This window comes from Aminobacter carboxidus (assembly GCF_014863355.1).
Classification (GTDB): Bacteria; Pseudomonadota; Alphaproteobacteria; order Rhizobiales; family Rhizobiaceae; genus Aminobacter; species Aminobacter carboxidus.
On sequence record NZ_JACZEP010000002.1, the window covers coordinates 192,828 to 218,411 of the forward strand.

Annotated in this window: 23 protein-coding genes; 11 read left to right on the forward strand and 12 right to left on the reverse strand. The window is 62.4% G+C overall.

What is annotated here, in order from left to right; translation table 11 throughout:
• Complete coding sequence (locus IHE39_RS08550) at positions 1-822, reverse strand: pyruvate, water dikinase regulatory protein (RefSeq protein WP_067955797.1); 822 nt, start codon at positions 820-822, stop codon at positions 1-3.
• Positions 823-1,221: 399 nt separating this feature from the next.
• Between IHE39_RS08550 and hemE the strand changes: the two genes are divergently transcribed.
• The 3 genes from hemE (at position 1,222) to rho (ending at position 4,227) form a co-directional block, all read left to right on the forward strand.
• Positions 1,222-2,256 (forward strand): uroporphyrinogen decarboxylase, encoded by a 1,035-nt coding sequence (gene hemE, locus IHE39_RS08555; protein WP_192566182.1) that lies wholly within the window; start codon positions 1,222-1,224, stop codon positions 2,254-2,256.
• Positions 2,253-2,792, forward strand: a complete 540-nt coding sequence (hemJ, locus tag IHE39_RS08560) for a protoporphyrinogen oxidase HemJ (RefSeq protein WP_192566183.1) — start codon at positions 2,253-2,255, stop codon at positions 2,790-2,792. The genes hemE and hemJ overlap by 4 nt, the downstream gene beginning before the upstream one ends.
• A gap of 169 nt (positions 2,793-2,961) precedes the next feature.
• Entirely contained in the window at positions 2,962-4,227 is a 1,266-nt protein-coding gene (gene rho / locus IHE39_RS08565) for a transcription termination factor Rho (protein ID WP_115730026.1), read from the forward strand.
• A gap of 10 nt (positions 4,228-4,237) precedes the next feature.
• On the opposite strand, the gene IHE39_RS08570 is transcribed toward rho, so the two are convergent.
• Positions 4,238-6,256, reverse strand: a complete 2,019-nt coding sequence (locus IHE39_RS08570) for a thioredoxin domain-containing protein (protein ID WP_192566184.1) — start codon at positions 6,254-6,256, stop codon at positions 4,238-4,240.
• A 61-nt stretch (positions 6,257-6,317) separates the two neighbouring features.
• Here IHE39_RS08570 and mnmE point away from each other — a divergent pair, with 61 nt between their 5' ends.
• The 5 genes from mnmE (at position 6,318) to IHE39_RS08595 (ending at position 12,063) form a co-directional block, all read left to right on the forward strand.
• On the forward strand, positions 6,318-7,637 hold the full coding sequence (gene mnmE / locus IHE39_RS08575) for a tRNA uridine-5-carboxymethylaminomethyl(34) synthesis GTPase MnmE (RefSeq protein WP_192566185.1): 1,320 nt from the start codon (positions 6,318-6,320) through the stop codon (positions 7,635-7,637).
• Between the two features lie 170 nt (positions 7,638-7,807).
• On the forward strand, positions 7,808-9,682 hold the full coding sequence (mnmG, locus tag IHE39_RS08580) for a tRNA uridine-5-carboxymethylaminomethyl(34) synthesis enzyme MnmG (protein ID WP_192566186.1): 1,875 nt from the start codon (positions 7,808-7,810) through the stop codon (positions 9,680-9,682).
• The gene (rsmG, locus tag IHE39_RS08585) at positions 9,679-10,311 is read left to right on the forward strand and encodes a 16S rRNA (guanine(527)-N(7))-methyltransferase RsmG (protein ID WP_192566187.1); all 633 of its coding nucleotides are present in this window, start codon (positions 9,679-9,681) and stop codon (positions 10,309-10,311) included. Before mnmG ends, rsmG begins: the two co-directional genes overlap by 4 nt.
• A 39-nt stretch (positions 10,312-10,350) precedes the next feature.
• Positions 10,351-11,148 (forward strand): ParA family protein, encoded by a 798-nt coding sequence (locus tag IHE39_RS08590; protein WP_184768387.1) that lies wholly within the window; start codon positions 10,351-10,353, stop codon positions 11,146-11,148.
• Positions 11,149-11,181: 33 nt separating this feature from the next.
• Positions 11,182-12,063 (forward strand): ParB/RepB/Spo0J family partition protein, encoded by an 882-nt coding sequence (locus tag IHE39_RS08595; RefSeq protein ID WP_184768386.1) that lies wholly within the window; start codon positions 11,182-11,184, stop codon positions 12,061-12,063.
• A gap of 54 nt (positions 12,064-12,117) precedes the next feature.
• On the opposite strand, the gene holA is transcribed toward IHE39_RS08595, so the two are convergent.
• The 9 genes from holA to ccoN all read right to left on the reverse strand — a co-directional run bounded on the left by holA (position 12,118) and on the right by ccoN (position 21,305).
• Positions 12,118-13,167 carry a DNA polymerase III subunit delta gene (holA, locus tag IHE39_RS08600; protein WP_192566188.1) on the reverse strand — a complete coding sequence of 350 codons (1,050 nt, stop codon included), beginning with the start codon at positions 13,165-13,167 and terminating at the stop codon, positions 12,118-12,120.
• A gap of 119 nt (positions 13,168-13,286) precedes the next feature.
• Positions 13,287-13,427: a cbb3-type cytochrome oxidase assembly protein CcoS gene (gene ccoS / locus IHE39_RS08605; RefSeq protein WP_184768384.1), complete on the reverse strand. Its 141-nt coding sequence runs from the start codon at positions 13,425-13,427 to the stop codon at positions 13,287-13,289.
• Positions 13,424-15,697 carry a cation-translocating P-type ATPase gene (locus IHE39_RS08610; RefSeq protein WP_192566189.1) on the reverse strand — a complete coding sequence of 758 codons (2,274 nt, stop codon included), beginning with the start codon at positions 15,695-15,697 and terminating at the stop codon, positions 13,424-13,426. The genes ccoS and IHE39_RS08610 overlap by 4 nt, the downstream gene beginning before the upstream one ends.
• Entirely contained in the window at positions 15,694-16,191 is a 498-nt protein-coding gene (locus tag IHE39_RS08615) for a FixH family protein (protein WP_192566190.1), read from the reverse strand. The genes IHE39_RS08610 and IHE39_RS08615 overlap by 4 nt, the downstream gene beginning before the upstream one ends.
• Positions 16,188-17,744, reverse strand: coding sequence for a cytochrome c oxidase accessory protein CcoG (gene ccoG, locus IHE39_RS08620; RefSeq protein ID WP_184768381.1), 1,557 nt, complete (start codon positions 17,742-17,744; stop codon positions 16,188-16,190). The genes IHE39_RS08615 and ccoG overlap by 4 nt, the downstream gene beginning before the upstream one ends.
• A gap of 175 nt (positions 17,745-17,919) precedes the next feature.
• Positions 17,920-18,783 carry a cytochrome-c oxidase, cbb3-type subunit III gene (gene ccoP / locus IHE39_RS08625; RefSeq protein WP_192566191.1) on the reverse strand — a complete coding sequence of 288 codons (864 nt, stop codon included), beginning with the start codon at positions 18,781-18,783 and terminating at the stop codon, positions 17,920-17,922.
• A gap of 3 nt (positions 18,784-18,786) precedes the next feature.
• Positions 18,787-18,936, reverse strand: coding sequence for a CcoQ/FixQ family Cbb3-type cytochrome c oxidase assembly chaperone (locus tag IHE39_RS08630; protein ID WP_067955824.1), 150 nt, complete (start codon positions 18,934-18,936; stop codon positions 18,787-18,789).
• A gap of 10 nt (positions 18,937-18,946) precedes the next feature.
• Positions 18,947-19,678 carry a cytochrome-c oxidase, cbb3-type subunit II gene (gene ccoO / locus IHE39_RS08635; RefSeq protein WP_192566192.1) on the reverse strand — a complete coding sequence of 244 codons (732 nt, stop codon included), beginning with the start codon at positions 19,676-19,678 and terminating at the stop codon, positions 18,947-18,949.
• A 10-nt stretch (positions 19,679-19,688) separates the two neighbouring features.
• Complete coding sequence (gene ccoN / locus IHE39_RS08640) at positions 19,689-21,305, reverse strand: cytochrome-c oxidase, cbb3-type subunit I (protein ID WP_192566193.1); 1,617 nt, start codon at positions 21,303-21,305, stop codon at positions 19,689-19,691.
• Positions 21,306-21,458: 153 nt separating this feature from the next.
• On the opposite strand from ccoN, the gene IHE39_RS08645 reads away from it, so the two are divergent.
• Positions 21,459-21,950 (forward strand): hemerythrin domain-containing protein, encoded by a 492-nt coding sequence (locus tag IHE39_RS08645; protein WP_184768377.1) that lies wholly within the window; start codon positions 21,459-21,461, stop codon positions 21,948-21,950.
• Here IHE39_RS08645 and IHE39_RS08650 read toward each other — a convergent pair.
• On the reverse strand, positions 21,947-22,672 hold the full coding sequence (locus IHE39_RS08650) for a Crp/Fnr family transcriptional regulator (protein ID WP_192566194.1): 726 nt from the start codon (positions 22,670-22,672) through the stop codon (positions 21,947-21,949). The genes IHE39_RS08645 and IHE39_RS08650 overlap by 4 nt on opposite strands.
• 151 nt (positions 22,673-22,823) lie before the next feature.
• On the opposite strand from IHE39_RS08650, the gene hemN reads away from it, so the two are divergent.
• Both hemN and IHE39_RS08660 read left to right on the forward strand, forming a co-directional pair.
• The gene (gene hemN, locus IHE39_RS08655; RefSeq protein WP_192566195.1) at positions 22,824-24,173 is read left to right on the forward strand and encodes an oxygen-independent coproporphyrinogen III oxidase; all 1,350 of its coding nucleotides are present in this window, start codon (positions 22,824-22,826) and stop codon (positions 24,171-24,173) included.
• Positions 24,174-24,245: 72 nt separating this feature from the next.
• On the forward strand, positions 24,246-25,577 hold the full coding sequence (locus IHE39_RS08660; RefSeq protein ID WP_192566196.1) for a UDP-glucose dehydrogenase family protein: 1,332 nt from the start codon (positions 24,246-24,248) through the stop codon (positions 25,575-25,577).
• Positions 25,578-25,584 lie beyond the last annotated feature (7 nt).

Consider the following 25,584-nt stretch of genomic DNA (forward strand, 5'->3'; position numbering starts at 1 on the left):
CTAGCGGCTCTTGTTGCGCAGGGCAACGATGGCGGCGGCCGTTTCCTCGATCGAACGGCGGCTGACGTCGATCATCGGCCAGTTGTGCTTGGTACAGATCTTGCGCGCATAAGCCAGCTCTTCGGTGATCGAGGCGCGGTCGATGTACTCCTGGGCGTCGAAGGCCATCGTCGTGCCGAGGATACGGTTCTGGCGCACATGCGAGATGCGTTCGGCGGTGGCAATCAGGCCGACGACCAGCGGTTTCTCCGCCTTGACCAGGCTGTCGGGCACCGGCACGCCGAGCACGATCGGGATGTTGGCGGTCTTGATACCGCGATTGGCGAGATAGATGCTCGTCGGTGTCTTGGACGTCCTCGATATGCCGATCAGTACGACATCCGCTTGCTCCATGTCGGCAGGCAGCTGGCCGTCATCGTGCTCCATGGTGAAGTTGAGCGCGTCGATGCGGCGGAAATATTCGGCGTCGAGGACATGCTGGGCACCGACACGACGGCCGGCCGGTGCGCCGAGATAGGACTGGAACACCGACAGCACCGGCTCGAGCACAGACACGCAGGGCAGGCCCATCGACGCGCAACGACTGTCGATGATGCCGGCAAGGTGCTGGTCGACGACGGTGTAAAGCACGATGCCCGGCTCTTCCTCGATGTCGTCGAACACCTTCATCAGCTGCTTTTCGGTGCGGATCAGCGGGTAGATGTGCTCGATCGCGCGCGCGTCCTTGTATTGCGCCGAAGCCGCGCGCCCGGCCGCCAGAAGTGTTTCGCCGGTGGCGTCGGAAATCAGGTGCAGATGGAAGAAGCTTTGGGGTTTGTTCACAGCAGGCGCCTGGTCTGTGGTCAAATGTGGATAAACGGGCAGTTCGGCCCGAAGCGGTCGGCGCGACTGTATCAGATGCCGACTTGTCCACAATTCGCCCTGCTGTCTGTTTCGATTCAGCGGCGGGGAGTATTGTGGGGATAGTTTTTTAGTCCCCGGCTGTCCACAGAATCAGCACCGGCCACGTGCTCGGCTAGAATCCTGATTCAAATCGACGAATCCGCTTGCTGCCCGAAGTTTTCCCCGCTGGCGAAAACGGCCGCGCGTCACTATGACAAGTGGATATCTAGGGCCGCCTATGGACAGGTCGTAATTCTCGATTCCAACAGACTCTAAGAATTAGAAGAATCCTTCAGAATAAATTTTTGTTTATAGAAGGCTCAAGGAAAGGCAGACCTGATGCCCGCGAAACGCGCCCTGCTCCAAGTGCTCAAAGGCGAGAGCCTCGAGGTTCCACCGCTCTGGATGATGCGACAGGCAGGCCGCTATCTCCCGGAATATCGCGAAGCCAGGAAGAAGGCCGGCAGCTTCCTCGATCTCTGCTACAACCCCGACTTTGCCGTCGAGGTGACGCTGCAGCCGATTCGACGCTTCGACTTCGATGCGTCGATCCTGTTCTCGGACATTCTCGTCGTTCCGCATGCGCTTGGTCGCGACCTGCGCTTCGAAGAGGGCCGTGGACCGCTGATGACGCCGATCGCCGCGGACGAAGTTGCAGCGCTCGACGGCGAAAAGTTTCACGTGAATCTCGAACCGGTCTACGAAACCGTGCGCCGGTTGCGTCGAGAACTGCCCGAGAAGACGACGCTGATCGGCTTTTGTGGCGCGCCGTGGACTGTCGCGACCTATATGATCGCCGGGCATGGCACGCCGGATCAGGCGCCGGCGCGGCTGTTCGTCTATCGCGAACCGGAAGCAATGGCGCGGCTGCTGCAGATCCTCGCCGACCATTCGGCTGCCTATCTCATCCGCCAGATCGAAGCCGGCGCCGACGTCGTACAGATCTTCGATTCCTGGTCGGGTGTGCTCGACGAGGCGACGTTCGAGGCCTGCTGTGTCAAGCCGGTCACTGAAATCGTGCGTAAGGTCCGCGCGGTCTATCCCGATGTTCCGATCATCGGCTTCCCGAAAGGGGCAGGCGCCCAGCTCGACAGCTACCGGCAGCGTACCGGTGTCACCGGCCTTGGCCTCGACTGGACGGTGCCACTGAGCCAGGGGCAGCGCCTGCAGGCCGGAGGAGCCGTGCAGGGCAATCTCGACCCGCTCAGGCTGGTCGTTGGCGGCAAGGCGCTGGAAGAGGGCGTGGACGCCATACTGAAGGCGCTAAGCGCTGGTCCACTGATCTTCAATCTTGGTCACGGCATCACGCCCGAAACCCCGGTGGCGCATGTCGAGGCTATGGTTCGGCAGGTGCGAAAGGCATCAGGGCAATGAGCGGTCAGAGCGTGGGCCCTTCGAGCAGTGGAACGGCGGCCAGGCGAGCCGTCATTGCCATCGTCGTCCTGGTTGTGCTGACGACCACACTTTTCCTCGCCGCCCCGGATGGTTTTTATCCCTGGGCCAAGGCGATCCATGTCATCGCCGTGATCTCGTGGATGGCCGGCATGCTCTATCTGCCGCGCCTGCTTGTCTATCACGCGGAAGCAGAGCAAGGGTCGGTGCAATCCGAGACCTTCAAGGTGATGGAGCGTCGGCTGCTGCGCGCTATCATCAATCCGGCGATGATTGTCACCTGGGTGTTCGGGCTGTGGCTGGCCTGGAAAGGCTTCGACTTCGCCGGTGGCTGGCTGCACGCCAAACTGGCTGCGGTGCTGCTGCTTTCAGGCGTGCACGGCTACCTCTCAGCGTCGGTCCGGCGTTTTGCCGAGGACCGCAATCAAAAGCCCTCGCGCTACTGGCGCATGGTCAATGAGATCCCGACGTTGCTGATGATCGTCATTGTCATACTGGTGGTTGTAAAGCCTTTTTGAGTTCCTAAATTTGCTGGACTGCGCCTTGCTCTTTCGTTTCGAGAGGGCTAAAAGGCTGTTCTTCCTTCCTGCCATGCGCCGCCCCATTTTCATTCCCTGGCCGCGCCCGGCACTTATCGCAAAACGCCGATAGCCAATTTCCCCAATTCTCCACGCTCAGAGTCCGTCCATGCAGGAAACAAAACTCGCCGAATTCAAGAACAAGAAGCCGCCGGAGCTGATCGCTTACGCCGAGTCGCTCGAGGTCGAAAATGCCAGCGTCATGCGCAAGCAGGAACTGATGTTTGCGATCCTCAAGAAGCTGGCCGGCCAGGATATCGAGATCATCGGCGATGGTGTGGTTGAAGTGCTTCAGGACGGCTTCGGCTTCCTGCGCTCGGCCAACGCCAACTATCTTCCGGGTCCGGACGATATCTACATTTCCCCGTCGCAGATCCGGCGCTTTTCGCTGAAGACCGGCGACACGGTCGAAGGCCCGATCCGCAGCCCCAAGGAAGGCGAGCGCTACTTCGCGCTGCTCAAGGTCAACACCATCAATTTCGACGATCCCGAAAAGATCCGTCACAAGATCCACTTCGACAACCTGACGCCGCTGTACCCGACCTCGCGGCTCAAGATGGAAGTCGAAAACCCGACCACCAAGGACATATCGCCGCGCGTCATCGACCTGGTGGCGCCGCTCGGCAAGGGCCAGCGCGCCCTGATCGTGGCGCAGCCGCGTACTGGCAAGACCGTGCTGCTGCAGAATATTGCGCACTCGATCACCACCAATCACCCTGAATGCTACCTGATCGTGCTTCTGATCGACGAACGTCCGGAAGAAGTGACCGACATGCAGCGCTCGGTGAAGGGCGAGGTCGTGTCCTCGACCTTCGACGAGCCGGCCGTTCGCCACGTCCAGGTCGCCGAAATGGTCATCGAAAAGGCCAAGCGCCTTGTCGAACATGGCCGCGACGTCGTCATCCTGCTCGATTCGATTACCCGCCTCGGTCGTGCCTACAACACCGTCGTGCCGTCATCCGGCAAGGTTCTGACCGGTGGTGTGGATGCGAATGCGCTGCAGCGCCCGAAGCGCTTCTTCGGTGCCGCCCGTAACATCGAAGAGGGTGGTTCGCTGACTATCATCGCCACCGCGCTGATCGATACCGGCAGCCGCATGGACGAAGTCATCTTCGAAGAGTTCAAGGGCACCGGCAACTCGGAAATCGTGCTCGACCGCAAGGTCGCCGACAAGCGCATCTACCCGGCGATGGACATCCTCAAGTCCGGCACCCGCAAGGAAGACCTGCTTGTCGCGCGTCAGGACCTGCAGAAGATTTTCGTGCTGCGCCGTATCCTGGCGCCGATGGGAACGACCGATGCGATCGAGTTCCTTATCGACAAGCTGAAGCAGACCAAGACCAACGCCGACTTCTTCGACTCGATGAATACCTGACGAAGGCCGATCAGCGGCGGCGAAGCGCTTCTTCAAGCTTCGCCGGATCGCTGATTACAGGCAGACAGATGAGGCCGGTGCAAAGATATGCGCCGGCCTTTTTCGTGTCTGGCAGGATGTCGCCGGGGAGTTTGGCGCGCGTGGTGTCCTCGCCGAGACTGACGAATATGTCGACACGGCGCGGATCCGGGTTACGATTCGCTACCGAAACAAGCATTGGCTGTGCTGGATCTTCGACGACAATCAGCTTCGACGGCTCAAGCGCCAGGACGCAGGCGTTAACGATTCCGGCCTGGCCATATTGCTGGCTCTGGATGCGGCCGGCGGCGTGCTCGGCGATTGTCCAGGCACGCTGTTGCAACGCTATGTCGCCAGTGATGTTGGCCAGGCGTATCACGGCCTCGATAACCTGGCTGGTTGCCGATGGGATCGCTTCGTCGATGTCGCCACGGATGCGCATTGGTACATCAGCGCTGTCTGACGCGGTCAGGTAATGTCCGGTACGGTCGGCATCGGCGTGCCAGGTTTCGAGCGTTTTCAGCAAGTGGGCGGCGTGTTCGAGATATCGCGCATCCCTTTTCACCTCGAACAGGGCGATGGCAGCGTTGATCATCGCCGCATAATCGCTCGACAGGGCCGGATAGAGTCGCTTTTGGCCCAGGCTGGAATGCGGTAATCGGCCCTCAGGCGTTGCAGAAGCCAAAATTGCTGTGAAAGCACCCGCCGCCGCCGCTACCCAGTCGTCGCGACCAAGGCTTCGACCAGCCTCTGCCAGCGCCACGATCGCCAGACCGTTCCAGTCGGTGAGGGCTTTGTCATCGCGGCCGGGGCGAACGCGCTTTTGTCGCGCGTCGAGCAGGCGTGACGTCAGGCTGGAAACCAGCGTGCGATCTTCGACGGATTGCGCGCTTTGGGCCGCATCTTGGTGGATGATCGGATCGCCTTCCCAGGCATCTGGCTTCGTGATCGTGAAGTATTTGAAAAACATGGGGGAATCGTTGCCGAGCACTTCGGCTATGCGTTTGTCCGTCCATGTATAGAACAAGCCTTCTTCACCCTCGCTGTCGGCATCGAGGGTGGACGCAAACGTGCCCTCGGGCAGGCGCATCTCGCGCAGCAGCCAGCCGATCGTATCTTCGATTCGTACCCGAAACAGTTCATTGCCAGTTGTGGCATAGGCCCAGTTCGCCTGGCGGATGAGCTGGCCGTTGTCGTAGAGCATCTTCTCGAAATGCGGCACCAGCCACTGCGCATCGGTCGAGTATCGCGCCAGCCCGCCGCCGACATGATCGTAGATGCCGCCCTTAAGCAGATGCGCCATGCTTTCGGTCACCGCATCACGGTGCTGCTCGTTGCCGGTGCGCAGCCAGGACAGCCACAGTGTCTGCATGAAAGGCGCGTTCGGGAATTTTGGCGCGCCGCGAAGCCCACCGAGATTACGGTCGATCATGTCGTGGATGCCTGAGGCCAGCGTTCTTGCCGTCTCGGTCGTGATCTGTCCAGGTGCGCTTGTGCCGCCAAGGCGCTTGCCGACATGCTGGGCAAGCTCGCCGGCGCTTTGCAGGATGCTGGCGCGCTTGCCGCGCCATGCAGCGTCGACCGCATTGAGGACCTGGATAAAGCCCGGCCGTCCGTAGCGTGCTTCGCGCGGAAAATAGGTTCCGCCCCAGAACGGCTTGGCATCGGGGGTCAGGAACATCGTCAGCGGCCACCCGCCTTGTTCGCCCATGCTGGCAAGTGCGGCCATGTAGATCTGGTCGATATCAGGCCGTTCTTCGCGGTCGACCTTGATGTTGACGAAGAGCCGGTTCATGACCTCAGCGACTTCGGCATTTTCGAAGCTCTCATGGGCCATGACATGGCACCAGTGGCATGCTGCATAACCGACAGAAAGCAGGATCGGCCGATCGAGCCGTGCCGCTTCGGCCAATGCGGCTGGCGACCACGGGCGCCAATACACCGGGTTGTCGCCATGCTGGCGGAGGTATGGGCTACCTTCGTCTCGAAGCAGGTTTTCTTGCGGAAGCATGTGGCGTGCCCAAAACAGTGATATGAGGCGTCAACCTAGGGCGCTTCCAAGAGACCGGCAAATGCTATTCACCGATTCGATCGCTGCATTGTCAAGCGGGCACCTCCCGTCAGGCGTCGCGATCATCCGGATTTCCGGGCCGCATGTCCGATTCGCCCTCGAAACGATTGCCGGGGCAGTGCCGCAGCCGCGTCGCGCGCACTATGGCCCGCTGACGGCACCCGACGGACGCAAGATCGATCAAGCGCTAACCCTGTTTTTTCCGGGCCCGCAAAGCTTCACGGGGGAAGATTGCGGCGAGTTTCACGTTCATGGCGGTCGGGCGGTGGTAGCGGCATTGCTCGAGGAGATCGGCAAACTGCCCGGTTTCAGGCAGGCCGAGGCCGGTGAATTCACCCGGCGTGCATTTCTCAACGGTAAAATGGACCTGCTGGAGGCCGAAGCGCTTGCCGATCTTATCAATTCGGAGACGGAGGCGCAGCGCCAGTTCGCGGTGATGAACTCGGCGGGAGCCCAAAGTGAACTCTACCTCGCGTGGCGCAAGCGGCTTATCCACGCGCGCGCGATGATTGAAGCCGAGATGGATTTTTCCGACGAATCCGACGTACCGGGCTCGGTATCCGCCCAGGTCTGGGACGACGTTCGCTTGCTGATAGCCGAGATCGACCGGCATATCGACGGCTACAGCAAAGCCGAGATGATCCGAGATGGCTTCGATGTGGTCATTCTCGGCGCCCCGAATGCTGGAAAGTCGAGTCTGCTCAACACGCTGGTCCAGCGTGAGGCTGCGATTGTCACCGACGAGCCCGGCACAACCCGTGACTTGGTCGAGGCAGTGCTCGACATCAGCGGGCTAAAGGTGCGGATTACCGACACCGCCGGGCTGCGTGAACCCGCCGGAAAAGTTGAAGCCATCGGGATCGAGCGTGCGAAGGAACGCGCCAACGCGGCAGACCTGGTGCTGTTTCTGCAGGATATGTCAGAGCCCGGCGAACCGCAGCTGCCTGCGAATGCGTCGGTGGTAGTGATCGGCACCAAACAGGACAGGCTCAAGGATGCCGCCGTGGACAAGCGCTATGCCCTGACCATTTCCACCACGAATGGCGAAGGCATTGACGAGCTGATCAAATTGATCGGCGCGAGCGCAGCCGCAGCGGTCGGCCAGCGCGGCGACGTCCTGCCTTCGCGCCTGCGCCATGTTGAGCTGCTCAACGGCGCACGCGGCTATCTGGAATCTGGACTTTCGGCTTCAGATGTCATGCTGGAGTTGAAGGCGGAGAACCTGCGACTGGCGAGCGACCGGATCGGCAAACTGTCCGGCGCTGTCGATGTCGAGGATTTGCTCGATGTCATCTTTTCACAGTTCTGTATCGGCAAGTGATTCACGTGAAACATTAAGACGGTGGATTCCGAGGATTCACGTGAAACATCGGCATTGACTCCCCACCGCCCGGCCGGGTTGTTTCACGTGAAACCACCACCGCAGCGATTCTCTTGACATGAGGCGGAGATGGAGACATCTGTCTCGCCAAATGTTTCCTGGAGACTGTGATGAGTGAAAGCTACGACGTCGTCGTGGTGGGTGGAGGCCATGCCGGTTGCGAAGCGGCCTCGGCTGCGGCACGCACCGGCGCCAAAACTGCGCTTGTTACGCTTCGTCGCGATACGATCGGCGTCATGTCCTGCAATCCGGCAATAGGTGGATTGGGCAAGGGCCACCTGGTTCGCGAGATCGATGCGCTTGACGGCCTCATGGGCCGTGTCGCCGATGCCGCCGGCATCCAGTTTCGCTTGCTCAATCGTCGCAAGGGACCGGCAGTGCGCGGCCCGCGCACCCAGGCAGACCGCAAGCTCTATCGCCTGGCAATGCAACAGGCGATATCGGAGCAAGTGAACCTGACGGTTCTCGAGGCAGAAGTATCTGATTTCACTATAGATAATGACCGACTGAGCGGCGTTGTACTGGGCGACGGCCAGCTGCTCTCCTGCGCAGCGGTGGTTTTGACGACAGGCACGTTCCTGCGCGGTCTGATCCATATTGGCGAACGCAAGTTTCCAGCTGGCCGGATGAACGAACAGGCGTCACTGGGCTTGTCGGAGACACTGAAATGCGCCGGATTGCGTCTTGGCCGGTTGAAGACCGGCACGCCGCCCAGGCTCGACGGCCGCACGATCGACTGGGCGTCGCTCGACACGCAGGCAGCCGACGAGGATCCGGTTCCGTTTTCGCTGCTCACTGACAGGATCAGCAATCCGCAGATCGAATGCGGCATTACACGAACGACTGAAGCGACCCACGGCATCATTCGTGACAATCTCGGCCGGTCGGCGATGTATTCCGGGTCCATCGAAGGTGTCGGGCCACGCTATTGCCCATCCATCGAGGACAAGATCGTCAAGTTTGGCGACCGGGAAGGACACCAGATCTTCCTCGAACCGGAGGGGCTCGACGATCACACTGTCTATCCCAATGGGATTTCGACGTCCTTGCCCGAGGATGTCCAGCTGGAGATCTTGAAATCGATCCCCGGATTGGAACGGGCGGTGATGCTGCAGCCGGGATATGCGATCGAATACGACCATATCGACCCGCGTGAGCTGGAGCCGACGCTGGAGACCAAGCGCGTTCGTGGTCTTTTCCTCGCCGGACAGATCAATGGCACCACAGGTTATGAAGAGGCCGGCGCCCAGGGCTTGCTTGCCGGACTTAATGCCGCGCGCCTGGCCGGCAACGGGGAAGGGCTGATACTGAGCCGTGCCCATGCCTATATCGGCGTCATGGTCGATGACCTCACCAGCCGCGGCATCAGCGAGCCGTATCGCATGTTCACCTCGCGTGCGGAATTCAGGCTTTCGCTGCGCGCCGACAATGCCGACGAGCGGTTGACGCCGCTTGCCATTGAACTGGGCATTGCTTCTGCTGAGCGCGAGAAGCGATTTGGCGCGATGACATCGCGCGTCGAGGCTGCGCGAGAAATGACACAATCGCTCAGGCTGTCGCCCAACGAGGCGCGCCGCCATGGCCTCGAGGTCAACCACGACGGCGTCAAGCGATCGCTTTATGAGCTGTTGGCTTACCCCAACATCGAGTTCAAGCAACTTGTTAAGATATTGCCAGAACTCGCTTCCGTCGACGGTAAGACGGCGGAAGCCATTGAAACAGAAGCAAAATATGCTGTTTACCTCGACCGGCAGAAGGACGATGCGGCGCTGATGCTAAAGGAAGAGGAGAGGGTGATCCCGGAAGCGCTTGATTTTGAGTCGGTTCCTGGCCTTTCCAACGAGCTCCAGCAGAAGATGCAGATGCGTCGGCCGCGTTCGCTGGCCGAAGCGCAGCGGATCGAAGGCATGACACCAGCGGCTTTGGCCATCATCCTTGCCCATGTACGCAATTCAGAAGCTCAGTCACGTAGGGGCGCCGCTTGAACAATGACGCCTATGCCCGGTTGCAAGAAGTAGCCGGTCCCGTTTCACGTGAAACATTCGACAAGCTGAAAGCCTTCGAGACTGTGTTCCGAAAATGGGCGCAGCGTATCAATCTTGTGGCGCCGTCGACGCTCAATGAGGTCTGGGAACGCCACATCCTCGACAGCGCCCAGATCGTGAAGCTAGGTGGCGACAGCCAGAAATGGCTCGACATCGGGTCGGGCGGCGGCTTTCCCGGACTGATCATTGGTTTGATGATTGCTGAACGGCCGGGTGCGACCATCGATCTGGTGGAAAGCAACCGCAAGAAGACCGGGTTCCTGCAGGCCGTTGTCGGTGAACTGGGATTGCCAGCCAAGGTTCATTCCAAGCGCATCGAGGATGTTCACGACGTGATCAATGCCCCCGAGATATTGAGTGCGCGCGCGCTTGCACCACTACCGCTGCTCCTGGAACTGTCGGCGCCTTGGTTGGAGGCGGGTACCGTGGCGCTTTTCCACAAAGGCCGGGATTACCGCCAGGAAATCGAAGATAGCGCTCACCAGTGGAGATTCGATCTGGTAGAACACGGGAGCCTGACCGACACCCAAGGTGTCATTCTCGAGATTCGGAACCTGCGCCGCGCCTAGCTGCGGGGCTGTGACGAAACGGAAAACAGCAGTCGAGCCATGAAGATCACACCTAGAATCATCACTGTCGCCAATCAGAAGGGCGGCGTCGGCAAGACGACGACCGCGATCAACCTGGCGACCGCGCTTGCGGCGATCGGCGAGCGCGTGCTCATCATCGACCTCGATCCGCAAGGCAATGCCAGCACGGGTCTCGGCATCGACCGCAAGGATCGCAGCGTGTCGTCCTATGATGTGCTGACCGGCGAGCTTGAGATCGAACAGGCGGCCATGGAAACGGCAGTGCCCGGCCTGTCGATCATCCCGTCGACGCTCGATCTGCTTGGAATCGAAATGGAAATCGCCTCGGCACCGGATCGCGTGCTGAAGCTGCGTAACGCCTTGCGGGCGTCTTCGGAGCGGGCTGCCGGCTACAGCTATGTGCTGATCGATTGCCCGCCTTCGCTCAATCTGTTGACGCTGAATTCGATGGCCGCAGCTGATTCGGTACTGGTGCCATTGCAGTGCGAATTCTTCGCGCTCGAAGGCCTGAGCCAGTTGCTTGAAACGGTGGATCAAGTGCGTCGGTCGATCAATCCTGAATTGACGATCCAGGGCATCGTGCTGACGATGTTCGACGGCCGCAACAACCTGGCCAATCAGGTGGTCGAGGACGTGCGCGCTCATATGGGCGAAAAGGTTTACGACACGGTGATCCCGCGCAACGTGCGCATTTCGGAAGCGCCGTCCTACGGCAAGCCGGCGATCCTCTATGACCTGAAATGCTCCGGTAGCCAGGCCTATCTGCAGCTCGCCTCGGAAGTCATCAGGCGCGAACGTAAACTCCGGGCCGCATAAATCGATTCGGACTCGAAACAAGCTGGACTAGACATGAACGAAGACCTTTCCAGAAAGCGCCTAGGCCGAGGACTTGCCGCCCTGATCGGCGAAATGGACAAGCCAGTTGTACCGGAAAAGCCGGCGGCCCCGGCAGACGGACGCGTGCCTATCGAGTTTGTCAGTCCGAACCCACGCAACCCGCGCCGCCATTTCGGCGAAGCCGAGCTCGCCGATCTGGCGCAGTCGATCCGCGAGCATGGGCTGGTGCAGCCGGTTGTCGTCAGGCCTGCCGCCCAGGCTGGCCGCTACGAGATCATCGCTGGCGAACGGCGCTGGCGCGCAGCGCAGCGCGCAGGGGTCAACGAGATCCCGGTCATCGTTCGCGATGTTAATGACCGTACCGCGCTCGAACTCGCGATCATCGAAAACGTCCAGCGCTCCGATCTCAACGCCATTGAAGAGGCGATGGGCTATCAGCAGCTGATCGACGACCACAACTATACCCAGGCCGATCTCGGCCAGGTCATCGGCAAAAGCCGCAGCCATGTCGCCAACACGCTCAGGCTGCTTAAGCTGCCGGATGTGGTTCGCGACATGCTGATCAATGGGGAATTGTCGGCTGGCCATGCCCGCGCGCTGATTACGGCTCAGGACCCGGCTGGCCTCGCCCAACGGATCGTCGAAGAGGGCCTGTCGGTGCGGCAGGCCGAGGCGCTGGCCCAGCTTCCAGCTGATGCGCTGCTGGAAAAGCAGCCGTCGCGGCCGGCGGAGAAGGACCCCGATACGATCGCGCTGGAGAAGCTTCTGACCGACGTCGTCGGCATGAAGATCTCGATCGCGCATAAGGAAAAGGGCGGTGAACTGCGCATCGCCTATCGCTCGCTGGAACAGCTCGACGACCTGTGCCGCCGCCTGAAAAGCGAACATATGTAATTGATTCTATTGATTCTTGCCTGAAAACGCCGGCTTGCGCCGGCGTTTTTGCGTTCAGCGCCGGCCTGAAGAGAGACGAGCGCCTTCGACGGCAATGCCGAGCATCGCCTGACGCGCCAGGGCAACCGCAAGATCCGGCCTGCGGCGGGTCTGCAGTGTTGTCGACTGCAGCCGCGTCAGCGCGCGCGTCAGTGCAGCTGCGCTCCAGCTCGACAAGGTTCGCTCCACCGCGCGGCGCCGCGAGAAGAACACCGGCGGGCGCGCCGCGGCGACGACTGCTGCGGCATTTCGGCCGCCACTTTCCATCTCGCCGCGCATCAGGTGGATGTTCTGGAGGTGGCGGGTGGCTGTCGCCAGCAGCTGTGCTGCCTGGCTGCCGGTCTGGCACTGCTTGGTGAAGGCCGCGTCGAATTCGGCGATGTTGCCACCAAGGGCCGCATCGATGGCATCGTCCAGCGACAGTGCCGAGACGTCGCCGGTCATGTCCTTGACGTCGTCGAGGCTGATTTCGCCACGTCCCATGGCGTAAAGCGTCAGTTTCTGGACTTCGCCGCGCGTTGCCAGCCGGTCGCCGCCCAGGCTGCGGCGAAGCGCGTTGCGGGCGTCCATCGCCATCGTCAGGCCAGCCGCGCGCAGTTCGTCGTCGATCACGGCCTCGATATCGCGCGCCTCGTCGCCATAGCAAGGCAGGGCCATGCCGGCGAAGGCACCCTCGACGATGGTGCGCAATGGCGCGCCCTTCTTGAGGTCTTGCGCCTCGATCAGGATGATCGCATCGCGCGGCGGGTCGCCGGCCAACGCCTTGACGTCGTCGGCAAGGCTCTTCTGGGCAGCGGCATTGCGCACCCAGATCAGCCGGCGCGGCGAAAACATCGGCACCGTGCGCGCCTCGTCGACAAGGCGGCCACTGTCGCGCTCGATATCGGCGGCGTCGATCTTGACCACGGAGAAGGGGTCATCGAGCGGCAGGCCGGTCTTGGCGGCGAAGGCTGCTGCGCGCTCGGAAACGAGACCGCGGTCGGGGCCGTAGATGAGCACGATCACCGCCTCGGCAGCGGGGCGTTTCAGCCAGGAATCGACCTCGTGAGCTTTCTTTTGCGCCATGCCGCTCTGTTAGCACAGGCGTTTGGGGGGCCGCAGCATTTTTGTCCTGTCAGTTGTATTGCCGCGAAAGCGGCCGGCAGTCCCCCGGGCGCCGACGCGGATGGGAACACTGGAAAGGCTCAATCGTCGTCAATCAGGATACGCGCTGCGGCGCCGTCCATGTCTTCATACTGGCCGCTGCGCAGCGACCAGAGAAAGGCCGCGAGGCCGAGCCCGCCAAGAAAGAGCGCAATGGGCAGGAGAACCAGCAGGCCGCTCATGACGCCATGACCTGCTTGGTCGGAAACGCCTTGGCGGCGTCCCTTGTCCAGTTGGCCTTGCGGGATTTGCCGGCGCCGAGCCGCAGCCCGTTGGCGATCACGATCACCGATGACCCGGACATCGCGAGCGCGGCGATCAGCGGCGTGACGTACCCGAACAGTGCGATCGGTACGGCGATGGCATTGTAGATAATGGCCAGAACCAGGTTCTGGCGGATCAGCTTTTTGGCGTTGCGCGCGGTCGCCAAGGTGAGCGGAATGGCAGCCAGGCTTTCGCGCAGGAAGACGAAATCGGAGGCGCTGCGGCCGATTTCGGCAGCACTTGCCGGTGCCATCGACACATGGGCTGCGGCAAGCGCTGGCGCATCGTTGAGGCCATCGCCGACCATCAGTACCTTGCGGCCCGCCGCCTTGAGTGCGTCCAGGCGATCGACCTTGCCGCTCGGCAGGACTTCGGCTGAAGACGTCGTGATGCCGAGCGCCCTGGCCACCGCGTCGACCGCTTCGGCCCGATCGCCGGAGATGATCTCAACGGCAAGTCCCTTGTGACGCAGTTCAGCCACCGCCTCGGTGGCGCCGGCCCGCAGCCGATCCTCGAAGGCGAAGGCAGCCAGCTCCTCGCCGTTCTTCGACAGCACGGTGCCCGGGGTGGCAGCAGCGTTGCAGAGCGCCCAGGCGGCGCGGCCGAGCCGATAGGTATTGGCGCCCAGCCGTGCCTCGAGGCCGAAGCCGGGCACTTCCTCGATGCTATCGAACCGCCATTCCCTTGCCGGCATTCCAGCCTGGGTTTCAGCCAGCGCCCTCGAGATCGGATGGCGCGAATGCAGGGCGATCGCGGCCGCCAGCGACAGGGTAGCGGCCGGCATTTCGTGGGTGTTGGTCAATCGGGGCATGCCGAGCGTCAACGTGCCGGTCTTGTCGAAGACGACAGTGTCGATTTCGGCCAACCGCTCCATCGCGCCGCCGTCCTTGACCATGATGCCGTTCTCGAACAGGCGCCGGGCGGCTGCGACCTGCACGATCGGCACCGCCAGGCCCAGCGCGCAGGGGCAGGTGATGATGAGCACGGCGATGGCGATGGTGATCGCCTGATGCCAGTTGCCATCGGCGATCATCCAGGCGACGAAAGTCATAAAGGCGGTCAAATGGAGGATGGGCGCGTAAAGGGCAGCAGCACGGTCGGCGATGCGGCGATAGCCGCCGCGGCCGCTTTCGGCGGCTTCCATGAGGCGTGTCATCTCGGCAAGGAAAGAATCCTGCGCCTTGGCCGTCGCCTCGATGGTCAGCGGCCCGGTCAGGTTCAACGTGCCGGCGCGGACGCACGCACCTGACTCCACGGCAACCGGATCGCTTTCGCCGGAAACGATGGAGCAGTCGAGCTCGGAGCGGCCCTTGACCACCCTGGCGTCTACCGGCACGCGCTCGCCGGCTGCGAGCAGGATTTGCATGCCCGGCTCGATCTCCTGCACCGGCAGATAGGTGCTGGCACCGTCATGCTGCAGCACGGTCGCGCCACGGGCGGCAAGGCGGGCCAGGCCCTTGACGGCGACGCGGGCCCGTTCGCGCATGACGTGGTCGAGCGTGCGACCGATCAGAAGGAAAAACAGCAGCGAGGCCGAAGCATCGAAATAGGCGTGGGGGCCGCTGTTGGCGGTGTCGTAAAGGCTCATGCCGAAGGCGAGCAGGATGCCGATGGAGATCGGCACATCCATGTTGGTGCGGCCGCTGCGCAACGCACCCCAGGCCGAGCGGAAGAAGATGCGGCCGGAAAAAGCGAGGGCGGGCAGGGCAATGAGTGCTGACATCCAGTGGAACAGGTCACGCGTCGCGTCGGTTGCGCCGGACCAGACCGACACTGACAGCAGCATGATGTTGCCGGCGGCAAATCCGGCGATGCCGAGACCGCGGATCAGTTCGGCCAGCGTCTCGTCCCTGTCATCGGTGCCCTGGTCGAACAGGTGACTTTCGTAGCCGAGCCTTGCCAGGGCTTGTGAAATGGGCGGCACGCCGGTTTCGTCGCGCCAGCGCACGGACACGCGCCTGGTCGACAGGTTGACGCGTGCGTGCTCGACGCCGTCGAGCTTGCCGAGGGTTGCTTCGATGTTGGCGATACAGGCGCCACAATGCACGCCCGGGACGGAAAGCTCGACCTGCCTGATCCTGCCGGGTTGGACGCGGCTCGCAAGCAGCAGTTCTTCGCGCGCCGGCCCGCTTGCGGCAGCAGGGTTGAGGCTGAGGGCGATTTCGGCATCGGGACCGCAGCAGTTCATTTCAGCGCTCCATCGGAGACGACGATGCGACGTGCCTCGAGGTACGGCTGGTGGTTCGCAACAGTGGCTTCCGTGCTGACGATCCAGATGCCGTCGCGCAAGGGCGTGACGATCGAAAATGCGCCGTCGGGGCGGCGCTGCAGCGCCACCTGCCAATCCTCGGCTTCATAGGCCGGGCGGCGGAAGGAAGCGGTCACGCTGTCAACCGCGACCGCGGTACCGGTGGCGTCGGCCAGGCTGTAGCTGATCTCGCCATCGGCAACAGTGAGTCTGCCTTCCCAACCCAGTGCTGCCTGTGCGCGCTGCTTGGCGACCCGTTCGTTGAACTGCTGGCTCGCGACATAGGTGTTCTGTACGACGAGGCCGGTCCAGCTCGTCCTGGCAAAGGTCGCCATAAGCAGGTTGACGGCGATGATGACGCCGAAGAAGGCAACCATGATGGCCAGCATGTGCCGCCCGGTGAAGGCTTTCGGCTGAATGGCGCGCGTGCTCATCTTGCTATCTCCGGAACGTTGAACTTTGCGGCATAGACATCCCGCTCGGCGCCGGCCCTGTCGACGACGACAAACGAGAAGCCTTGTCCCTGGCCAAGCTGCTCGCGCGGCTGGCGGACATAGACCCTGACGGTCTTGAGCTTGTCGGGCTCGGCATCGATGGTGATCGAGCGCGTCTCACGCTGGTCGATGCCGACGACGCTCATGACCGCACCGGGAAGGCCCTCGATGCTGAGTTCGAAGCTACGCGGCTCAGGCACCATGTTGAGCAGCTTGACGGTGTAGCCGTTGCGGATCGAGCCGTCGGACAGGACGACATATTGCGGGTTGCGGTCTTGGAGCACGTTGATGTCGAGCCGGTCGCGGCTGAGCAGCGCTGCCAGCAGGCCAAGGCCGACAAGGCTCCACGCGCCGGCATAGACGAAGGTGCGCGGGCGCAGGAGCCTGCGGATGTGGAAATGCGAAATGCCCTTGTCGAGCTTGCCTTGGGCATCACGCACACGAGCGGGATCGATGGTCGCCGTGCCGCGGTCGGTGGCGATCGCCATGTTGGACTGGTAGTCGGCGAGCGTGGCGTAGGAGATCAGGCCGCGCTCCTTGCCGATCTTGTCCATGACGCCGTCGCAGGCGTCGATGCAGAGCGCGCAGGTGATGCATTCGAGTTGCTGGCCGTCACGGATGTCAATGCCCATCGGGCAGACGGCGACGCAAGCGTTGCAGTCGACGCAATCGCCGACCGAAAGCCCCTCGGCCAATGCCTTCTTGGCATGGCGCGAACGCGGTTCCCCGCGCCAGTCATTGTAGGTGACGGTTAGCGAGTTCTCGTCGAGCATGGCCGCCTGGATGCGCGGCCACGGGCACATGTAGGTGCAGACCTGCTCGCGCATCAGACCGCCGAAGACGTAAGTGGTGGCGGTGAGGATGGCGACGGTGATGTAGGCGACCGGTTCAGCCTGACCGGTGACGAACGCACCGAGCAGCCTGGGCGCGTCGGCGAAGTAAAAGATCCAGGCACCGCCGGTGGCAACGGCAATGACCAGCCAGATCGCGTGCTTGGCGATGCGCTTCCACAGCTTGGTGAGCGACCACGGCGCGCTGTCTAGCTTGATGCGGGCGTTACGGTCGCCTTCGATGCCGCGCTCGACAACCAGGAACAGGTCGACCCACACCGTCTGGGGACAGGTGTAGCCGCACCAGGCGCGGCCGACTGTCGATGTCACGAGGAACAGCCCGATCCCAGCCATGACCAGCAGGCCGGCGACGTAGAAGAATTCCTGCGGCCAGATTTCGATGGCGAAGAAGTAGAAACGGCGGTTGGCGATGTCGAGGAGGACCGCCTGGTCTGGCGCATAGGGACCGCGGTCCCAGCGCAGCCACGGCGTCAAATAGTAGATGCCGAGCGTGATCAGCATGATCACCCATTTGAACTGGCGGAACTGGCCCGAAGCCCGCTTGGGAAAGACCTTCTGGCGCGCGGTGTAGAGTGGTTGGCGGATCCTGGCGGAGTTGACCGCCTCGACCTCGAGCCTCTCCACTTCCCTGTCGTCAAGCATTCTCGTCTCCTGCGGCACGCACGCCATGGGTTCGGCAGCGTCGCTATTGCTTTGCCGTAATCGCCGGCGGTCGGCCTTGATTCAGGTCAAGCCGAAGCGAGTGCGAAAAAAGAGGCCCGGCATCGCTGCCGAGCCTCTCCCCGCCCTTCGTCCGTTACCCTGCGGCGATGGAGGGTTATTCGCCGCCGCCGAGCGAATGGACGAAAATCGCGAGTTCCTTGACGTTGACGTCGCCGAGCCGGGCGCCCCAGGCCGGCATCACGCCATGCTTGGGATGGCGCACCTGACTGACAATGGCGGCCTGCCCCGAGGCATAGAGCGCGATGGCGTCGGTCAGGTCGGGCGCGCCCAGCTCCTTGTTGCCCTTGGCGTTGTCGCCGTGGCAGGCGGCGCAATTGTCTGCGAACACCTTGGCGCCGGCTGCTGCCAGTTCGGGCGTGTCGGCGGTGCCCGACAGGCTCGCGACATAGGCCGCGACCTCGTTGACCTGCTTCGGCTCGATAATGTCGGCAAAAGCCGGCATTTCGGACGCATGGGTGTTCTCGTCACCGTCGAAGCGGACCCCATGCGCGATGGACTTGTAGATCTGGTCGATGCTGCCGCCCCACAACCATTCGTCGTCATTGAGGTTGGGGAAACCGGGTGACCCCTGCGCGCCGGAGGCGTGGCACTGGATGCAATTGACCTTGAAGGCGGCCGAGCCGGCGGCCGTGGCGAGTTGGCGCAGCTTGTCGTCAGCAAGGATATCACCGACGCTGTTCGACTTCACCGCCTCGATATAATCGCTCTTGGCTGCTTCGGCTGCGGCGAGTTCGTTCTTGACGTCGGCACGGCTGGAATAGCCGAGCACGCCTGTCGTCGCCGAGCTGATCATCGGCCAGGCCGGGTAGGCGATGGTGTAAGCCAGTGCCCAGACGACGGTGGCGTAGAAGGTCCACAGCCACCAGCGCGGCATCGGGTTGTTGAGCTCGGTGATGCCGTCCCATTCGTGTCCGGTGGTCTCGACGCCGGACAGTTCGTCGATATGCTTTTCGCCCACAGATCAATCCTCCTTGAGCGGAATTTGCGCGGCACGCTCGGCGGCCTGCTTGCCGCCGGGGCGAAGCGCGAACAGCACCGCGCCGATGAAAAAGACCGTCATCGCCAGCAGCCCCCAGCTGTCGGCGAAATGCCGCAACGTCGTGTAGTCCATGACAAATCTCCTAGCGGTAGCCGGTGGCCGGGTCGTAGGTCGAGAAGTCGACCAGCGTGCCGAGCATCTGCAGGTAGGCGACCAGCGCGTCCATCTCGGTCAGCGCTGCCGGATCGCCGTCGAAATCGCCAAGCTTGGCCTTGGGATAGCGTGCCACCACACCCGAGGTGTCGGCGTCGGGGTCGGCTTGCGCCTTGATGTCGGCCTCGGCACTGGCGATCATCTCGTCGCTGTAGGGCACGCCGACGCGGCTGTTGGCGATCAGGTCGTAGCTGATGGTCTTTACCGCCAGCGGTGTTTCCTTGAGGAAGGCGTAGCTCGGCATGACCGATTCCGGCACCACCGAGCGCGGCTCGACCAGATGCTGGACGTGCCATTCGTTGGAATAGCGGTTACCGACACGGGCGAGGTCGGGGCCGGTGCGCTTCGACCCCCACTGAAACGGATGGTCATACATCGACTCCGCAGCCAGGCTGTAGTGGCCGTAGCGCTCGACCTCGTCGCGGAACGGCCGGATCATCTGGCTATGGCAGGTGTAGCAGCCCTCGCGGATGTAGATGTTGCGCCCGGCCAGCTCCAGCGGCGCGTAAGGCCGCATGCCCTCGACTTTCTCGATGGTGTTTTCGAGGTAGAACAGCGGCGTGATCTGGACCAGGCCGCCGATGCTGACGACCAGCAGCGTGCCAACCAGGAGCAGCGTCGCGTTCTTCTCGATGGTCTTGTGTTTGTCGAGCAGTGCCATGTCGGGCTCCTTACTGCGCAGGCTGGAGGACGGGGGCAGCCGCGGGCATCGGCTCTTCCTGGCGCTGGTGGCCGCGGATCGTCATGAAGACGTTCCAGGCCATGACCAGCGCGCCGGCGAGGTACATCAGGCCGCCAATGGTGCGGACGACGTAGTAGGGCACCATGGCCGCGACGCTTTCGGCGAAGGAATAAACCAGGAAGCCCTGCTCGTCGTATTCGCGCCACATCAGGCCCTGGCTGATGCCGGCGACCCACATGACCGCGGCGTAGACAACGATGCCGAGCGTGGCGAGCCAGAAGTGCCAGGTCACCATGCGCAGCGAATAGAGTCGTTCACGGCCCCACAGGCGCGGCACCAGGAAGTAGATGGCGCCGAAGGTGATCATGCCGTTCCAGCCAAGCGCGCCGGAATGGACATGACCGATGGTCCATTCGGTGTAGTGGCTGAGCGAATTAACCGCCTTGATCGACATCACAGGGCCTTCGAAGGTCGACATGCCGTAGAAGGCGATGGCAACCACCATCATGCGCACGATCGGATCGGTACGGATCTTGTCCCAGGCGCCCGACAGCGTCATCAGGCCGTTGATCATGCCGCCCCAGGACGGCATCCACAGCATGATCGAAAACACCATGCCAAGCGTCTGCGCCCAGTCGGGCAAAGCGGTGTAGTGGAGGTGGTGGGGACCGGCCCAGATGTAGAGGAAGATCAGCGACCAGAAATGGATGATCGAGAGCCGGTAGGAATAGACAGGGCGATCGACCTGCTTGGGCACGAAATAATACATCATGCCGAGGAAGCCGGCGGTGAGGAAGAAACCGACGGCGTTGTGTCCGTACCACCATTGCGTCAGCGCGTCCTGCACGCCCGAAAACAGCGAATAGCTCTTCGAGCCGAGGAACGACACTGGCACCGCCAGGTTGTTGACCACGTGCAGCATGGCGATGGTGATGATGAAGGCGAGATAGAACCAGTTGGCCACATAGATATGCGGCTCCTTGCGGTTCAGGATCGTGCCGAGGAAGACGACGAGATAGGCGACCCAGACGATGGTCAGGAAGATGTCGACATACCATTCGGGCTCGGCATATTCGCGGCTCTGGGTGATGCCGAGCAGATAGCCGGTCGCCGCCATGACGATGAACAGCTGGTAGCCCCAGAACACGTACCAGGCGAGATTGCCGCCGAAGAGCCGCGCCCGCGAGGTGCGCTGGACGACGTAGAAGGACGTGGCGATCAGCGCGTTGCCGCCAAAGGCGAAGACGACAGCCGACGTATGCAGCGGGCGCAGCCGGCCGAAGTTGAGCCAGGGTTCGATGTTGAGGTCGGGGAATGCCAGCTGGGCTGCGACGACAACGCCGACCAGAAAGCCGGTGACACCCCAGAACACGGTGGCGACGACGCCGTAGCGTATTGGCCCATCCATGTAGGGCGACTTGTCCTCGGCGAGGATATCGACCGGCGCGTAGTTGCTGGTGCGCAGCAAGACGATTGCGCCTGCAACCAGGGCGAAGAACAGCACCCACATATGGGCGCCGAACTGGCTGTCCTGCGCGAAGGCGGCGCCGAGCAGGGCGGCAAAGGCCGCCAATGCCAGCAGGATGATTTCGTTTCCGTATTTCATAAGCGATCCCCGACGATGGTCGCGCGCCGCAAATTCATGCCGGCGCCAGGCCGCACACATCCATGACATCGGCGGCCCGCGCCTTGATCTGGATCAAGGTCAAGCCGGCCGTGTCAGCCCAGCCTTGGCGTCAAAGGGGAACTTCGAAAGACAATGACTGCGCCCGACGACACACAGACCGGTTGGCAGGATGTGGCGGTGCGCGATGCCGTTGCGATCATGCGGCACGCGCATGCGGCCGAACTCGCTTTATGCGACCGGTTGGAAGAGATCGCCGATTCGCTGCCCAATGGTCTCGACCGCCGCAACTGCCTTTTGACGGCACGGGCGCTTGGCCCGACCATGGCGAAGATCCACCGGTTCGAGGAGCGGCGGATCTTTCCGTATTTTTGCGTGCGCCTGGGAAACAGCGCCGAGGCGGACAAGACCGTCGAAAGGCTGAAGAACGAACATCTTGAAGATGAGGGCTCTGCTGCTGAGCTGCGCGATGCGTTACGGTTCGCCGCCCGGCATGGCGTGGCTGATAACCCCGAGATGCTCGGCTTCATGCTGCGCGGTTATTTCGGCGCGGTACGCCGGCACGTCGCCTTCGAACGCGACCATGTCATCGCGTTGCTGGCACCGCCTGGATACATCAGCACTTAGATGTTGGCGCGGCGTTCCAGCTTGTCGACGTCGAAGACGGTGACGTGGCGGTTGTTTTCGACCGCGATCAACCCGTCCTTGCGCAGCTTGGTCAGCTGGCGGCTGACGGTTTCGATGGTCAGGCCGAGGAAATCGGCGATGTCGGCGCGGGTCAGCGGCAGGTCGAAGCTGATTTCGCCTTCGCTCTCCGCCTCGGGGTCGCCATGACGGGCAATGAGGTGCAGGAAGGAGGCAACGCGCTCGGCAGCCGTCTTGCGTCCGAGCGTCAGCATCCAGTAGCGCGCCTCGTCGAGTTCGTTGAGCGCCTGCAGGTGCAGCCGGTGGCCAAGTTCCGGTGCCTGGCTGATCATCCGGTCGAGCGAGGTCTTGGGGAAGGCGCAGACGCGGACGGCGGTCGCGGCCTCGGCAGTGATCGAGCTTTCCTGCTTGAACGGACGGCCGATGAAATCAGGCGCAAACTGCAGCCCGACGATCTGCTGGCGGCCATCGGGCAATGTCTTGGTCAGCTTGACGACGCCGGCCAGCACGTTGGCGTAGCTGTCGATCGTATCGCTGTCCGATACCAGCACGGTGCCTGGCTCGACCTTGCGCTTGGTTGTGTGCCGGCTGAGCTCGACAAGCTGCTCCGGCGTCAGTGCACCACAAACGCCGCGATGCCGCGCCTCGCAGGCGCGGCACAGCGCAGGGATCTCCGAATTGTGAATGTCCTGGCGAATGGCCATTTCTTCGTCCAGTACTCCGATTTGCCCAATCTAGGGACCGGGTCCGGCAAAAGGAACCGTGTCATTGTGTCCATCGCACGGCGCCGCTTGATCCAGGTCAAGGCGATGCCGGTGTCTCCGTCGCATGCTTCGGCCGTTGACGGAGACGATCATGGACAGGAAACTCGTCGAGAAATACGCAGCACCGGTGCCGCGCTACACCAGCTATCCGACCGCGCCGCATTTCAACGCGGCGGTGTCTTCGACGACCTATGGCGGCTGGTTGCGCGCGTTGCCCAAGGGGGCGAATGCGTCGCTCTATGTGCACATCCCCTATTGCGACCGGTTGTGCTGGTTCTGTGCCTGCCATACCAAACAAACGCGGCGCTACGACCCGGTCGCGCGATATCTGGCGGCCTTGAACTGCGAAATTGACACGGTCGCGTCGCTTTGTGGAAGCCGGCTAAATATCCGTGCGTTGCACCTTGGCGGTGGCTCGCCAACGATGCTGACGGCGACGGATCTGATGTCACTTGGAGCCAGGCTGCGCGAGAAATTCAGCTTCGCCGGCGATGCCGAGATCAGCGTCGAGATCGATCCCAACGACATGGACGAGACGCGCTTCGACGCGCTGGCATCGATCGGCATGACCCGCGCGAGCCTCGGCGTCCAGGATTTCGACGAGCGCGTGCAAAAGGCGATCAACCGCGAACAGAGCTTCGAGCAGACCAAGGCCGTTGTCGACGCGGTTCGCACCCGTGGTGTGAGTTCCGTCAATCTCGACATGCTCTACGGCCTGCCGCACCAGACGCTCGCAGGCATCGTCGTAACGACGCAAAAGCTGCTGTCGCTGCGGCCCGACCGGATCGCGCTTTTCGGCTACGCTCATGTACCTTGGATGAAGAAGCACCAGACGATGATCGACGATGCGGCGCTGCCCGACGCCGTGGCACGGTTGGAGCAAGCAGCGGCCGCGGCCGAACTCATCCTGGCCGCCGGCTACGAAGCCGTCGGCATGGATCATTTCGCGCTGCCGAGCGACAGCCTCGCCGCCGCCGCGCGTTCCGGCACGTTGCGGCGCAATTTCCAGGGCTACACCACCGATCGGGCCGATGCGCTGATCGGGCTCGGCGCCTCGTCGATCGGGCTTCTGCCGCATGGATACGTCCAGAACATGCCGGCAACCGGTGAGTATGAGCGCCGCGTGCTGGCGGGCGGGCTGGCCACCGTGCGCGGTTTCGCGCTGTCCAATGCCGACCGCATGCGCGCCTGGCTCATCGAGCGATTGATGTGCGATTTCGCCTTCTCACGCTGCGAGTTGCTTTCTCGCTTTGGCGAGCCGGCGCGCGCTGTCATCGCCGAGGCCGAATTGCTGGCCGCTGGCGATCGTGACAGTGTCTTCGTGTGCGCCGGCAACCGCTTTGTCGTCACCGAACGTGGCAAGCCTTTCCTCCGGTCGATCGCGGCTGCCTTCGATGCCTATCTCGGCCAGGGCACGGCGCGCCACTCGATCGCCGTCTGAACTTCTACGCGCGGTCAAATTCCTGTATCAAGCGCGTGCAAAGCGCACGGGCGCGAACGGGATCTGGACCGAATGAATCTGACAGTCTTTGGCATTGGCTATGTGGGTTTGGTGCAGGCGGCTGTGTTGGCCGAGGTCGGGCATGACGTCGTCTGCGTCGATGTCGATGCGGCCAAGGTCGAGCGCTTGAACCAGGGTTTCATCCCGATCTTTGAACCGGGGCTGGAGGCGCTGGTGCGCGACAACCACGCCGCTGGGCGTATCGTCTTCACCACCGATGCAGCGCTTGCCGTTCGCCATGGCGAGATCCAGATGATCGCCGTCGGCACCCCGCAAGGCGAGGATGGCTCGGCCGACCTCAAATACGTGCTGTCGGTGGCCGACGCCATCGGCCGCGAGATGGCTGGACCAAAGATCGTGGTGACCAAGTCGACAGTGCCGGTCGGTACCGCCGACAAGGTGCGCGAAACGATGCTGGCGGCGCTGAAGCTGCGGGGCCGCGAGGAGCTTGGCTTCGACGTCGTCTCCAATCCGGAATTCCTCAAGGAAGGCTCGGCGGTCGCCGACTGCATGAAGCCCGACCGCATCATCATAGGCACCGACAGCGAGGCTGCCGAAGCGGTGATGCGTGAGCTCTATGCGCCGTTCAACCGCAACCACGAAAAGATGATCGTGATGGATGTGCGTTCGGCCGAGTTCACCAAATATGCCGCCAACTGCATGCTGGCGACCAAGATCAGCTTCATGAACGAGATGGCCAATCTGGCCGAACTGCTCGGCGCCGACATCGAGGAGGTGCGCAAGGGTATCGGCTCGGACCCGCGCATCGGCTACCACTTCATCTATCCCGGCCTGGGTTATGGCGGCTCGTGTTTCCCCAAGGATGTGCGTGCCTTGATCCGCACCGCCGGCGATGTCGGCTTCGAGCCGGTGCTTTTGCATTCGGTCGAGGCGCGCAACAACGCCCAGAAGGCGGTGCTGTTCGACAAGCTCAAGGCGCATTTCAACGGCGACCTCGCGGGCAAGACCTTTGCGCTGTGGGGCCTGGCCTTCAAGCCCAACACCGACGACATGCGTGAGGCACCGGCCCGTGTGCTGATGGAAGCGCTATGGGCGGCTGGCGCCAAGGTCCAGGCCTACGATCCCGAGGCGATGAACGAGGCGCAGCAGATCTATGGCCAGCGCGACGACCTCACCCTGTGCGGCACCAAGGAGGCGGCGCTGCGTGGTGCGGATGCATTGCTGATCGCCACCGAGTGGAAGAATTTTAGGGCACCGTCGTTCGAGCTGATCAGGGAACAACTGGCGACCCCTGTCATCTTCGACGGCCGCAACCTCTACGATCCGGCTGTCGTCGCCCGCCACGGCATCAAATACGTCTCCATCGGGCGCAAGGCGGTCTGAAAAACAA